The sequence below is a fragment of the Streptomyces sp. NPDC004134 genome (assembly GCF_042874195.1).
In the GTDB taxonomy this organism is placed as follows: domain Bacteria; phylum Actinomycetota; class Actinomycetes; order Streptomycetales; family Streptomycetaceae; genus Streptomyces.
Genome location: NZ_JBIAMS010000004.1, coordinates 304,962 through 318,571 on the forward strand (window position 1 = coordinate 304,962; position 13,610 = coordinate 318,571).

At 75.0% G+C, this 13,610-nt stretch carries 8 protein-coding genes and 1 pseudogene; 2 read left to right on the plus strand and 7 right to left on the minus strand.

Going from position 1 to position 13,610, the window contains the following annotated elements:
- Positions 1–67: 67 nt before the first annotated feature.
- The 4 genes from ACFYVJ_RS08555 to ACFYVJ_RS08570 form a co-directional block, all read right to left on the minus strand.
- Positions 68–1,441, minus strand: coding sequence for a radical SAM protein (locus ACFYVJ_RS08555; protein ID WP_388887825.1), 1,374 nt, complete (start codon positions 1,439–1,441; stop codon positions 68–70).
- A 101-nt stretch (positions 1,442–1,542) separates the two neighbouring features.
- On the minus strand, positions 1,543–1,986 hold the full coding sequence (locus tag ACFYVJ_RS08560) for a RidA family protein (protein ID WP_388887826.1): 444 nt from the start codon (positions 1,984–1,986) through the stop codon (positions 1,543–1,545).
- Between the two features lie 67 nt (positions 1,987–2,053).
- On the minus strand, positions 2,054–3,346 hold the full coding sequence (locus ACFYVJ_RS08565; RefSeq protein WP_388887828.1) for an MFS transporter: 1,293 nt from the start codon (positions 3,344–3,346) through the stop codon (positions 2,054–2,056).
- Between the two features lie 51 nt (positions 3,347–3,397).
- Positions 3,398–3,871, minus strand: a complete 474-nt coding sequence (locus ACFYVJ_RS08570; protein WP_388887912.1) for an RrF2 family transcriptional regulator — start codon at positions 3,869–3,871, stop codon at positions 3,398–3,400.
- Between the two features lie 234 nt (positions 3,872–4,105).
- Here ACFYVJ_RS08570 and mihF point away from each other — a divergent pair, with 234 nt between their 5' ends.
- On the plus strand, positions 4,106–4,426 hold the full coding sequence (mihF, locus tag ACFYVJ_RS08575) for an integration host factor, actinobacterial type (protein WP_388887914.1): 321 nt from the start codon (positions 4,106–4,108) through the stop codon (positions 4,424–4,426).
- A 234-nt stretch (positions 4,427–4,660) separates the two neighbouring features.
- On the opposite strand, the pseudogene ACFYVJ_RS08580 reads toward mihF, so the two are convergent.
- From ACFYVJ_RS08580 to ACFYVJ_RS08590, 3 genes and pseudogenes are all read right to left on the minus strand, one after another.
- Positions 4,661–5,957: pseudogene (locus tag ACFYVJ_RS08580) on the minus strand (winged helix DNA-binding domain-containing protein).
- A 485-nt stretch (positions 5,958–6,442) separates the two neighbouring features.
- Positions 6,443–8,608 carry an MFS transporter gene (locus ACFYVJ_RS08585; protein ID WP_388887829.1) on the minus strand — a complete coding sequence of 722 codons (2,166 nt, stop codon included), beginning with the start codon at positions 8,606–8,608 and terminating at the stop codon, positions 6,443–6,445.
- An 81-nt stretch (positions 8,609–8,689) separates the two neighbouring features.
- Positions 8,690–12,355 (minus strand): D-alanyl-D-alanine carboxypeptidase, encoded by a 3,666-nt coding sequence (locus ACFYVJ_RS08590; RefSeq protein WP_388887831.1) that lies wholly within the window; start codon positions 12,353–12,355, stop codon positions 8,690–8,692.
- A gap of 204 nt (positions 12,356–12,559) precedes the next feature.
- On the opposite strand from ACFYVJ_RS08590, the gene ACFYVJ_RS08595 reads away from it, so the two are divergent.
- On the plus strand, positions 12,560–13,309 hold the full coding sequence (locus ACFYVJ_RS08595; protein WP_027770634.1) for a GPP34 family phosphoprotein: 750 nt from the start codon (positions 12,560–12,562) through the stop codon (positions 13,307–13,309).
- Positions 13,310–13,610 lie beyond the last annotated feature (301 nt).

Below are 13,610 nucleotides of genomic sequence, written 5' to 3' on the forward strand. Positions count from 1 at the left end.
CACCCCGGCACCGTCACCCCGGCACGTCACCTCGGCGCCGTCACCCCGGCGCCTCACACCCGTACGGTCACGTCCGTGCCGGAACCGCGGCCTCCGAGGCGTCGTCAGGCAGCGGCATCGAGTCCATGAAGGAGCTGACCGAGAACACCGCCCGCCCCGCCCCCGGCGGCCCGTACCCCGGAGGGGACGACAGGCCGTGGGTATCCAGCGCGTCCTGGTACGTCTCCAGCAGCCGGATGTGGTACTCCAGCGGCGCGCCCTCGGGGTTGGCCTTGCCCAGCGGCGTCGTCGGCTCCGGGCACCAGGTCGTGAACCGCGGCACGACCCCGTGCGACATGAAGAAGTCCAGCCCCTCGCGGGTGGACGCGATGGCCTCGTCGACCGTCGTGAACCCGAACGGCTCGGCCATCTCCACGCCCGCGACGAAGTTGGGGATGACGTTCGAGGGCCCGAAGACCTCCGCGGAGTCGAGGATGCGGCGGTGCCACTCGTCGCGGCCGACGTAGCGCTCCTTGCCGGGGCAGTACAGCTCGAACAGCCGCCGGTCCCACACCTCGAAGTTGGGGTGGTAGATCTGCGCGCCGTAGTCGTGGAAGCGCTGCACGTCGGCCTTGGGCAGCGCCTGGGCGACGACCTTGCCGATCCAGCGGCCCGGGAAGCGCTCCTCGATGGCCTTGGCGTACTGGCCGTAGAAGTCGGCCTCGTCCTTGCCGCCGATGTGGGAGGTGACGGCGCCGCCGGTGAGGGTGTACGCGGTGGAGGTCTTCGCGGTGTCGTACCGGTCGATGATCTCCAGCGCCTCCAGCACCTCCTCCACCGGCTTCACGCCCGTGTACGGGCGGCCGGCGGCCTTGTGCTGGCGCCAGTTGTGGTTGATGTCGCAGTACTGGCACTCCTCCTTGGCGCCGAAGTACTGGCAGACGCGGAAGACCGTCAGGTAGATCAGGTAGCCCCACTGGATGGTGGGCGCGACCTCCATCACGGACTTCCCGTTGGCGAGCTTGTGCCGGTAGTAGTCCGGCATCGGCGGCAGCCCGACGTCGGCGATGCGCACGCCGTCGAGGTAGAGCCCGAGGGCGCCGTCGTCGCCGGGCTTCACGCGGTACGGGGACGAGGGGTTGACACGTACGGAGACGACCGTGCGGCGCAGGTCGTACGGGCCGCCGGTGAGGACGACCTCCTCCGGCGGCCGGTTGAGCGCCGCGGCGCCCAGCTCGGGGAGCGTGCCGTGGTCGAAGGAGAAGATGAAGTACGACTTCGGCTTCACCTCGCCGGAGCCGTCCTCGCCCGCGCCGCTGAGCGCGGAGTCGTCGAAGGCCATCCCGCCGCGCAGCAGGTCTTCCTTGATCACGGCCTCTCTGGGCACGTTCGGGAAGCGGGCCATCAGGCCCTCGACGAGGTCGGTCCGGCTGCGGCCGGCTGCCGTGGCTGCGGTGGCCATGTAACTGCTCCTTCCCGGCGTCCGTGGCGGAGCGACGCCGCACCCTCCATTGAACACGGACGGCCTCCCGTCCCGGGCGCCGGGGGAGCGGACGTGGCGCGTCAGCGGGAACCGGCGGGCGCCCCGGGGTCGGTCGTCCCCGCGGCCGGTACGGCTCGTACGGCCACGGCGTCGACCTCGAAGAGCATCTCCGGCAGCGCCAGCGACGCCACTCCGACGAGGGTCTGCGCGGGCAGTGAGCCGCCCCACACCCGGCGCAGCGCGGCGAGGACGGTCTCCAGCCGCTCGCGGTCGTGGCCGACGACGTACGTGCCGAGGCGCACGACGTCCCCGACGCCGAGGCCGGCGGCCGCCAGGGCAGTACGGAGGTTGGCGAAGGACCGCTCGACCTGGGCGGCGAAGTCGGCGGAGACGACGGCCCCGGTCTCGTCGGAGGCGTACTGGCCGGCGATGAAGACCGGCCGGCCGGGGGCGGTGGCGACGTGGCTGTAGCCGTATCCGGTCGGGTCGTGGAGCTGCGGGGGGTTGTGGAGCGTGCGGGTCATGGCCGGGGTGTCCTTTCGGGTGAATCCGGAACGGGTGCGGGGGTGTTCGGGGTGGTTCCGGGCGGGCTCACGGCGTCCCGGCCGGCCCGGCGGCAGGGGCGGCGGCGGGCGGTATCCGGGTCGTACGGGTGCACAGGACTACCGCCGCGAGGGTGAGACCCGCCCCCGCGGCCGGCGCCGCCCCCAGCGCGACCGCGTCGACGAGCACGCCCCCGAGCGCCGCCCCCGCCGCGATGGAGAGGCAGAAGGCGGCGACGTACAGCGAGGTGGCCGCCTCCGCGGCCTGCGGCGCCGCGGCCAGGAACCACGACTGCAGGCCGACCGAGACCCCGCCGTACGCCAGCCCCCAGCCGCCGAGCAGCAGCACTGCGGGCACCGCTCCCCCGCCGGCCGCGGAACCGGCCGGGCCGGGCAGCGCGGGCAGCAGCGCCGTCGCGGCCAGCGCGGCGGCGAGCCCGGTGGCGACGGCGAGCACGATCCGCCGCGGGTTGCGGGCGGCGGCGGCGCCGGCCAGGAAGTTGCCGGCCAGCCCGGCGGCGCCGTAGCCGAGCAGCAGCACGCCGACGAGGCCGTCCCCGATGCCGTGGCGCTCCTGGAGGACCGGCCGGACGAAGGTGTACGCGAGAAAGTGCCCGGTGACGAGGAGCACCGTCAGGGCCAGGCCGGCCCGTACCGCCGCGCTCTCCCGCGGCAGGCGGGCCAGGTCGGCGGGGCGCAGCCCGCGCTCGGCGGGCAGCGGCGGGAGCAGCAGCACCAGGGCGGCGATCACCGCGAGCGCCAGCGCGCCGACGACGGCGAAGGCGACGCGCCAGCCGCCGAGTTCGCCGGTGAGCGTGCCCGCCGGGACGCCGAGCACGGAGGCGGCCGAGACGCCGCCGAAGATGACGGCGGTGGCCCGCGGCACCTCGCGCTCCGGCACGAGCCGCAGCGCGAGCCCGCCCGCGAACGCCCAGAAGCCCCCGATGCTCACGCCCAGCAGCACGCGGGCGCCGAGCACGACGGCGAAGTGCCCGGCGAGCGCGGAGGCCGCGTGCGCGGCGACGACGAGGGCCATCAACCCGGCCAGCACCAGGCGCCGGTCGGCCCGCCCGGCGGCCACCGCGAGCAGCGGGGCGGAGACGGCGGCGACGAGGCCGGGCACGGTGACCATGAGTCCCGCGGTGCCGGCGGAGACGCCCAGGTCACGGCCGACGGGGGTGAGCAGGCCGACGGGCAGCAGCTCGGCGGTCATCACGGTGAAGATGCCGAGCGTGACCGCGGCGACGGCCAGCCGGCCACGGACGGCGGAGCGCGCGGGCGCCTGCGGCGCTTGCGGCGTCGTGGCGGCCCCCGCCCCGCTTCGGTCCTGGATATTCGACATCCAGAATCACTCCCTGCCCCGGCACCGGCCGGTCCGTGTCGGAAAAGTCCGTCAGCCGTTCGCGAGCCAGCGCCGCAGCCGCTCGGGCGCGGCGGGCGCCTGCGCCTCCGCCTGCTCCCGGACGTCGTCCAGCGTCTGCCCGGCCAGCTCCCGGCGCCACGCCAGCTCGGCGCGCGCCATCGCGTGCGCGAAGGCGCACGGCAGCCGATAGCTCCCGGGCGCCCCGCCACCGGGCCCCTGCTGCCGGATCTCCGTGCAGCGGAACGCCTCGTCGGGGCCCTCGACGGCGGCCACGACGTCCATCAGCGTGATCTTCGCGAGCGGCCGGGCGAGCCGGAACCCGCCGCGCGGCCCGGAGGCGGAGGTGACGATGCCGGCCCGGACGAGGGTCTGGAGCTGCTTGTTGAGGTACGGGGCGGGGAGTTCGTGGTACGCCGCGAGGCGGGCCGCCGTCACCGGGCGGTCGGGCCCGGCCCACGCGAGGTTCAGGCAACTGTGCAGCGCCCACTCGACGCCCTCGGTCATCCTCATGATTCTGGATATTAAACCTCCAGAATTACCAACGCAAGCAGGAGAACTGCGGAGCAGTGGATACGCACAGCAGACCGTCCGACATCGCGACTAAGCGCCCAAGTCGGTTACTTTTCAGCACAACTGACTTTAGCGGCACACACTCAAATGGCGGATCAAATCCGGATACTCCGGCTACTGTTCTCCTCAAGTCGCAGTAGCTAGAGGGGAGTAGTGCGGATGGGGCCGATGAAGAAGATCCCGGGACAGCGCAGTCCGGTGGAGTGTGCGCGCGCCTTGGACCAGGCACTTGAGGCCCAGCGAGCCCGGACCGCGCTGGTCCGGGCGATCAAGAACGGGGAGGTCGACTGCGTCCAGGCGCTGGAGCGCGCGGCGCGGGACGCCCTGGCCGGGGACATGCTGGCGAAGGACTTCCTGCTGGCGCTGCCGGGGGTGGGTCCCGCGCAGACGGCGAAGCTGATGGCGAAGCTGGGCCTGTCGGACACCCGCAGGCTCCGCAGCCTGGCGCCGGTGCAGCGGGAGCTGATCGGCGCGGCGGTCCGGAGCTGACTCCCGTCGGGGGAGGCGGGGTGAGGTCGTACGGGGGCGTGCGGGGGCCGGGCGGCGCCCGCTGAGGCCCGCGCCCAGGCCGCGGGCCGGGACCCGGCCCACGGCGCCGGCGTCCGGCGCCGTGCCCGAGCCGGCCCTTTCCGTGCGAACCCGCCCCACGACGTACCCACCCGGCGCGGGCCCCTCGGCCCGCAACGGCCGCACGCGCCGCCGGCCCGCGCCCCCGGGCCGCCGCTACGCGTGGGGGCCCACTTCTATCCGGTCGAGCGTCAGCTCCGCCCGGCCCTCCATGATCCGGGCCAGTCGTGCCCCCCTCCCCCTCCAGCGCCCGGCGCTGCCGGGCCGGGAGGGGGTCGAGGGGTTCGACCGTGACCGTGATCCGGCGGCCCGAGCGGCGCTGGTGCCAGACGCCCGCGACCTGGCCGTCGATCAGCAGCACCGGGAAGTTGCCCGCCTGGCCGCCGGCGAGCGCGCGCTCGTAGGCCCGCCCGGGGAAGAGGAGTTCGCGGGGGCGGCAGGCGATCGCGTACGCGTCGAAGTACGGCAGCAGCCGCACCCCGCGCGGCTCCTCCGCCGGCGCCGCCGCGTCGCCCGCCACCACCCACGACGGCACCCCCGCCAGCTCCACCGGCTCGATCTCGGCCGCCTTCGCCCGCGCCGCGAAGAGGTCCCGGGCCCAGCCCGCGGGGGCGGCGAGCCAGCGGGCGAAGTCCTGCGGGGTGGCGGGCCCGTAGGCGTACAGATAGCGGCGTACGAGCGCGCTCAGCGCCTCCTCCGGGGGCGCCGGGGCGAAGCCCGGCAGCCAGCGCTGCGGGCTCGTGTACGTGACCTTGCGGCCGCGGTTCGGCCCGAAGCACAGCGCGCCGCGGTGGGCGGCCAGCGCGGTGGCGGCCCGCCAGCGCGGCCACTTCGCCTGGAACGCCTCCATCACCGGGTCCGCCGCCCACGACCCGACCCGCTCGGCGAGGGCGTCGGTCAGTTCGTCGACGGTCAGCTCCGCGTCGGCGAGGGCGTCGCCCGCGGCGGCGGCGACGGCGTCGGCCTGGCCGGGGGTGAGCAGGCCGAGGGTGCCGCCGCCGTTGCCCGAGCCGGTGGGGAGCGCGCCGAGCGCGCCGGTCCACAGGGGCAGGTCGGCGGCGGGGAGGAGGTGGATGGTGCCGCGGGGGCCGAAGGTCTTGACGACGGTGCGGTCCTCCCACAGCGCCCGGCGTACGTCGGCGCGGGTGGCGTCGGCGAGGCGCATGCCGACGGAGAGTTCTGCGGCGGAGAGCACCTGGGCCTGGGCCCCGCAGAGGGCGCGGAGGACGGCGGCGGGGGTGCCGGCGGGTACGTCGCCGGCGGATACCTCGCCGGCGGAGGCAGCGCCCGTACGGCCACCGCCCGCGGACGCGCCCGCCGGGGTGCCGGCCAAAGCGCCGCCGGCCACCGCCGCGGAGTCCCCCGCGACGCCCTCCGGCGCCGTCTCCGCCAGCCCGCTGCGCGCCAGCCGGCGCGCGCTGGCCTGCGCCCACGTCATCGTCCGCGTACCCATCCGCCGTCTCTCCTCACCGCCGCCGACCCGGATACCGACGACCCGGATGCCGCCGACCGTAGGACGACTTCAGGTCGGATTCCGTCCGCAACTCCCCCACACGGCACCCAGCCGACCGTCCTTTACCACCAGCCCCACCCCCACACGGCGGTTTCCCGCGGAATCGGCCCGCGCCCCCGCCCTCCCCTTCACACTGGGAGCACGGTCGGCGCACGGGGCAGAGGCGCGGGCCGAGGAGGTGGTCGCCGATGGCATGTGGCTCGTGGAACTCCCGCCGTTGCAAGACCAGGCGCTACTGGCGCACGCCGGCGCCGAGGCGCTGCGCCACGCGGCCCAGACCCCCCGTACCCAACCGGCACTGCTCCGCGCGCGCCCGCCGCCGGACCGCCTGCCGCTGACCAGCGGGCGCGTACCCGGTCAACGCGGTGGAGGGACCGGACCTCCACCGCATCATGTTCGACGCGGGCTTCGGCCCGCGGCGTCCGTCAGTCGGGGCAGTGCGTCCCGCGCGGCAGTTGGTACGGAGCCGAGATGCGGTACGTGCCGGGGCGCGGGGCGTGCAGCCGGGTCCATTCGCCGGCCCTCGTCACACAGCCCTCCAGGTTGACGTAGAGCTGCCCGCTCTCCGACCACTCCCGGACCCCGTCGACGTCCGCCCCGTCCGAGCCGTCGCCCTCCAGCACCTGCGGCGCCTCGACGCCCTCGCCGTCCTCGTCGACGAGCCCGAGCCACGGCGAGAACGGCACCCGCACCAGCACAGGACCCGCGTACTTCACGTCGATGACCAGCTCGCCCTCGTCCGCCCGCCGCACCTCCGCGGGCGCCTCGACCAGCGGCGTGGGGTCGTTGACCCGGAACAGCCGCCAGTTCGCGTCCGCCCAGATCTCCGTCAGGTACGGCTGCCCCTTGGCGACGATCTTCGCTTCCTCGTGCGCCCCGGTGTCCGGCCGGTCCTCCACCGGCAGCACCACATACCGCACGGCCCAGTTCTTCAGCCAGGCGTGGTACGTCTTCGGGGTCAGGCTGCCGTCGTAGAAGATCTCGTGCCGGTCCAGGTCCGCCTGCCGGTTCCAGCCGCGCGCCAGGCTCACGTACGGCTGCAGCGCGGACGCCTCCCGGTGGCTGCGTACGGGCACGACCTCGACCCGCCCCGCCTCCGCGTCCACCTGCTGCAACTGGTCCACCAGCGGCGCCAGCTCGCGCGTCCAGGCCGCGGTCGGGCTGGTGAGCACGAGGTCGACCACGGGCTTGACGACCACCCACACGGTGATGGCCGCGAACGCCAGATACGCCGCCCCGACCGAGCGCATCAGCCGCGGCGCCGCCTGCCGGGTCCCCGTCTGCGCGATGACCAGCAGCACGGTGCCGCCGAAGATCAGCGCGAGCCGCTCGATGTTGCTGCCGACCGGCGAGGGGATGATCCACGCGCCGAGCGTGCCGAGGAAGTAGATCGCCGCGACGATCCGGACCGTGCGCCACGACTCCGGGGCCATCAGCCAGATCAGCGCGGCGGTGATCATCGGCGCCACCGCGGAGATCCACGGCATCGGCATGTTCCCCTGGAACGGGAAGAGCCAGCTCGACAGTGCGACGACCACCGGCGGCGCCGCCCCGAGCAGATACGCCTCGGTGCGCCGCTTCTGCAGGAACAGCCCGGTGGCGACCACCCCGGCGAAGAGACCGGCCACAGGGCTCGCGGCCGTCGCCAGCATGCTGGACAGCACGACCGCGGTCCCCCGCCAGCCGCCCACCCGCCGCCGGCCCTTCTCGCCCTTTCCTTCCCCTTCTCCGTCTTCTCCGTCTCCTTCCTCGTCGTCGTCGCGGTCGTCGCGGAAGACCAGGGCGATCGCGACCAGCGCGAAGAGCAGCCCCAGCGCGAACGTCACACGGCCGGAGGCGGCGTTCCCGACGAGCGCCACGGCGCCGAAGAGCGACGGCACCAGCGGCCGCGGCACGTACCGGCAGCGGGCGAGGATCAGCGCGAGCACGCCGGCGGAGAGCGTGCCGGCGAGCACCATGGTCGTCCGCACGCCGAGCACGGCCATCAGATAGGGCGAGACGACGCTGTACGAGACCGGGTGCATGCCCCCGTACCAGGCGAAGTTGTACGCCGTGGAGGGATGCCGGCCGGCGAACTCGGCCCAGGCGTCCTGCGCCGCCAGGTCGCCGCCCTCGTTGGCGAGGAGCAGCAGCCACAGGATGTGCAGGATGCCGGCGGCGACGAGGGTGGTGAGCACGGGGCGCTGGGCGAGCCAGCGCAGGTGCGGCCGGAGACGCTCGGGCGGGGTGAAGCGCGACCGGGCGGCGAAGGGGGCGCCAGGGGCGGCGGCCTCCGTACGGAGGGTGCCGTCCTTGGAGATGCCGTCCGCGGGGGTGCCGCCGCTGTCCTTCACGTCCGTACGGACAGCGCCGGCACTCGCCTCGGCGGCACCGGAGAGGGCCGCGCCGTCCCCGCTCACGGCCGTACCGTCGCCGCCTTCTCCGCCTTCGTCCGCTCCGCCGTCGTCCGCCGTGCCCTGCCCCGCGGGACCCGCCGGATCGTCGGAGCCGGCGGACGCGGGCGCGGGCGCGCCCCCGTCGGCTCGTGCCGCGGCTCCATCTGCTGATCGGCTGCCGGCCGCGGCTTCGCGGTCCGGCTGCACGGTGGTCACTGCGACGACTCCCCGTCTTCCCTTGACGTCCCCGGGGGCGGTGCCAGCGACGCTAGCACGGGCGTACGACGCCCCCGGGCGCTAACCGAGCCTGCTGAGCTTCGCCCCTATGCCAGGCTCCGCCATGTCCTCCGCCAGCGCCACCGGCACCCGGACCTCCCCCTGTCCCGAGCCCATCGTCAGCACCCCGACCGGGTCACCCTTCGCACCCTCGTGCGGCACCTCTCCGGTGCGGTCGGTGCCGAGTTCCAGGCCGACCTTCAGGCCGCCCCAGCCCGGCGCCACGACGTCCTCGGTCGCCACCACCGGCGTCGTACCGCCGAGGCCGTCTTCGACCTCGCCGACGACGTCGCCCTTCTTCACGACGGTCATGTCCGTGAGGGCCTTCTCGCCCTCCGCCATCAACTGCCGGCCGAACTCCATGGCGGTCGGAAGCTGCGGCACCGCGTACTGCCCGAGGACCGCGCCGACGATCAACTGCTGCTCGCCCGCGACCTTCTTCTCGGTGGCGAAGAGGAAGTTGCCGCCGGCCTTGGTGGTCGAGCCGACCTTGATGCCGATGCCGTGCAGCGGAACCATCTTGTTGCTGTTGTCGTGGTCGTCGCCGCGGCTGTCGGTGTAGACGGGCATGGCGACGATCTGCTTGAACAGCGGGTCCTTCATCGCCGCCTTGCCGAGGATCACCTGGTCCTCGGCGGTCGAGACGGTGGACTCCTTCAGGCCGCTGGGGTCGCTGTAGGTGGTGCCGTCCATGCCCAGTTCTTCGGCGGTCTTGTTCATCTCGTCCACGAACGCCTGCATGTCGCCGTCCGAGTGCCAGCGGGCGAGCAGCCGGGCGACGTTGTTGGCGGAGGCGATGAGCAGGGCCTGGAGGGCTTCCTTCTGGCTGAGCTTGGAGTCCGGGTCGAGCTCGACGGTCGTCTCGCCCTCGGAGCTGAGGGCGGCCTCGTCGACGGCGGTGTCGTCGACGGGGATGCTCGCGCCCTTGCCGCCGGGCTTCATCGGGTGGTCGCGCAGGATGACGTAGGCGGTCATGACCTTGGCGACGCTGCCGATCGGCACGGACTTCTGCTTCCCGTACGAACCGAGGCTGCCGAGCCCCGCCACGTCTATCGACGCCTGCCCCTCACTGGGCCACGGCATCTCGGGGGTGCCGCCCTCGAAGGAGTAGCCGGAGGCGGCGGTGAGGGTGAGCGTGGGGGCGGGCAGCGGGCGGAGCATCTGGACCACGCCGAGGATGATCGCGAGCAGGATGACCAGCGGCGTCCAGATCTTCACGCGCCGTACGAGCGTACGGGTGAGGGTCTCGGGCGGCGGCGGGGTGTTGGTCAGCTCGGCGAGCAGGTCGAGCGGCCGCTTCTCCTCGTACGGCGGGAGGGGCTGCTGCTGCGTCCGCTCCCACCCGGGCGGCGAGTCGGGCCCGGCGGGCGGCTTGGGGGGCGCGGAGTCGGGGGCGGCGGCGGGCGCGGGGACCGCCGGAGGCGCGGCTGGGGCCGCCGGGGGTGCGGCGACCGCCGGAGGCGTGGTGGGGGGCGGCGGCGGGGCGGCGGGCTTGGGGGGCAGGTCGGCGTCGGTCTTGAGCGGCACGAAGGTGCTGCCGGGGGGCCCGGCGAGCTTCCCGGCGGGCGGGGTGTCGGCGGGCTCGTCGTCGCTGCCGGCCGTGTCGGGCACGGCGTCGGCGGGCTCGTCGGCCACGGACACGTCGTCGACGTCACCGGCCACGGCGGCGGCATCGCCGGGCCCGTCGTCACCGGTCTTCGTCACCCAGGCGGCGACGGCGGCCCGCAGCCGGTCGTCGCCGCCGGCCTTGGCGGCTTCGGCCTCGGCGACGAGCCGGAAGCTGGCGGTGGCCGAGTCCTTGCCGCGGGAACTCGCCGCCGGGAAGCCGGCGGAGCGGTCCGGAGCGTCAGCGGGGGACCCGGAACCGGAGCCCGAACCGAGGCCGGACCCGGAGCCGGAGCCGGAGTCCGGGGCGGCGTCGGAGACGCCGGTGCCGGAGCCGGGACCGGAGTGCGCGGTGTCCTCTGCGGCACCGGAGGCGGAGTCCGAACCGGAGTCCGGGGCGTCGTCGGCGGCACCGGAGCCGGCGCCCGCGGCCTCCCGGGCACGCCCGGGGGCGGAATCGCCCTCCACACGCGCCTCAGCGGCCTCAGAGCCCCCGGAGGCGGCCGAGCCCTCACGACCCCCGCGAGAGGCGCCCAGAGCCCCCTCAGAGCCCTCTCCGACCCGAGCCCCGGGCACGGCTCCGCCGTCGGCCTGAGACCGAGCAGAACCCGACGCACCCGAGCCACCGCCGCCGGAAGCAACGTCCGCAACCCGGAACGTGGCGGTCGCGGTGTCCCCCTGGGCGCCCGAGGCACCGGGGGCCGAGCGGGGCCTGCCGGATGCCGTGGCACCGTCGGCCGCCGCGTCCGCGGCCTCCGGCCCGGAGGCGGGGCGCGGACCGGAACCGGCCGACCCCCCGGCCTTCGGCCGCGAGGCGCTCGGCGGGGCGCCGGTGCCGGTGCCATCGGAAGCCGAGCGGGGCTTGCCGGGCGTCGTACCGCCCCTGGCCGCCCCGCCCGCGGCCTTCGGCCGCGAGGCACCGGGCAGGTCATCGGTGCTCGGGGCACCAGGCAGGTCACCGGTGCCCGCGGCACCGGGGACCGGGCGGGGCTTTTCGGATGGCGTGGCGCCCGCCGGCGCCTCACCGCGCCGCGCCGCAGGCGCGTCCGCGGCCTTCGGCCGGGGCGCCGGCCGCGCGTCGGAAGCGTCCGCCTCGGGCGCGTCGCCCTCCGCCTTCGGCCGCGGCGCAGCGCCGGCGGCCGGCGCCTTGGGCGTCGCGGCGCCCTTCTCGGCGGCGTCGCCCTGCGGCTCAGGCGGGGTGCCGGACTTCGGGCGGGGCTTGGCTCCCGTGCCGGAACCCTTCGCGCCTGCCGACGGCCCGGCTTCAGCAGCAGCCCCCGCGGCCTTCGGCTCGGGCGCGGCAGCGTCCTTCGCCGCCGAGTCGCCGCCGGGCTTCGGGGCGGGCGCCGTAGCGGCGCGCTTCGCGGCGGGTGCGGGCTTGGCCGGGGAGTCGGTCTCCGGCGTCCGCTCGGGCGCCTTGGCGCTCTCCGGTGCGGTGTCGCTCTTCGCCTTGGGCGCGGCCTTCGCCTTCGGGGCGGGCGCCGCCTTCTCGCCGGAGCCCTCCCGGCTCTGCGACCTGCCAGGCGGCTTGCCGCCGTCGCTCGCCTTCCCGGCCCCGGCCCCGTCGTCGGCCTCAGCGGAGGTCTGGTCCGCCTTCGGGCGGGATCCGCTCGCCGCCTCGCCGCCGCCCGTCGTGCGCTTCGCGCTCGCCGCGGGCTTCGGCTTCGGCTTCGACTCGGACGCCGAACCCGATCGCGAACCCGATCCCGCGTCCTTGCCCGACGTCTTGCCGCCCTCGCCCGCATCCGCGTCCGCCGGCTTCGCCGCCGCGCCCTTCGGCTTCGGCCCGGAGCCCTCGCCGCCTGCCGGCGCCTTGCCGTTCTTGCCCGCGGGCTTCGGTCCCGGCTTCGTCCGCCCGTCCTCCGGCCCGTCCGCGTCGTCATCCGCCGCCGCCCCGGGGGCAGTTCGGTCCTCGCCGCCCTGCGTGGGAACCGGCGCCGGGACGGGGGCGTTGTCGGTGGGGGACGTGAACGCCAGGCGTGGGTCGCGTCCGCCGTCCGGATCGCGAGGTTCGTGTTCGTCCACGGTCGCCGACCCCGACGGTTGCTGCTCCTCGGGCCTCCCGGGGGACTCGACCGCCACCGACTTCCTCCTCCTGAGTCACAACCGCACAACCGCGTCAACCATGGGGTGGCCACCCACCCTACGGGGACGCAGCCGTCTCTCGCCCGCATCTGAGAGACGAGAACGACATACCTACAGGTTCCCGATCAAAGCGCCCACGCACTCTCGACAGACCAATGTGAGAGGCGTCACCCTGTCATTCATCCACGCGGGGAGGCATGGATGGGCAGGAGCCGCAGAACACTTCCGGAGGAGCTTCTGCTGCTGGCACTGGACCCGGCCACGGGTACCACTGCGCAGCCGCAGTCGCTCGACCTCGGCCTGGCAGGAGCACAGCTCGTCGAGCTCGCTCTGGCCGGGCGAATAGCCCCGGACGGGGATCGTATCGCCGTGATACTTCCGCGTCCGACCGGGGACCCCACTTTGGACACAGCGCTCGAGTTGCTGCGTCGCCGGGGCAGTCCCGTGCGCGCTGTGAACTGGATAGGTGGGCCACGTCTGGGGTTGCGCCAGACGTATCTCGCTCATCTGGAGCGCTGCGGCATGGTGCATGCCGTGGAGAGCCAAATGTGCGGGGTACTCCCGACCACTCGATATCAGGCAACCGACACCGCCATCAGCCGGGAGATACGTGCCCGGCTGGACAGCGCGATCCGCACCGGCGTCCCGCCGGACCCGCGGACCGCGGCGCTTGCCGCGCTGGCCCACGCGGTCGGACTCGGCAAGCATCTCTACCCCGGGAACGAGGGGCGCTCCGCGCGCTCCCGGCTCCGGGACCTGATCAGGCACGACCCGATGGGCGGTCTGGTGGCGCACGCCGTGATGGACGTGCAGAACGGCGTCACCGCTCAGCCGCGGCGCACCCCCGGAGGCGGCCGTCCCGCGGCCCGTCCGCCGGCTGTCGCGCAGCCTGCCGGAGTTCCCGCGGGGTCCCGCCGCGCGGGGATGATCCGGACGGCCGCGGTGCGCTGAGCCCGCCCGGCGGTCGTCGCACGCGACGCCGCGTCCGTACGCACGCATCCGCGTACGGGCGAGGCGTGGCGCGCGGCGGTGCGCCGGACCGGGAACGGGAGCCGCAACGCAGGGCCCCGTCCCGTCGAGACCACTCGACGGGACGGGGCCCTGTCCTGCGTTCCGGACGACTCCGGCCGCTCCGGCGACCCCGCCGGCCACGGCCCGGCACCCGGCGGTTCCGGCGGCTCCACGCGCTCTCCCGGCCCCGCGGCTCCGGCGCCCCCGTGGCCACAACCGGCCCCCGCCGCCCCGTGCCGCG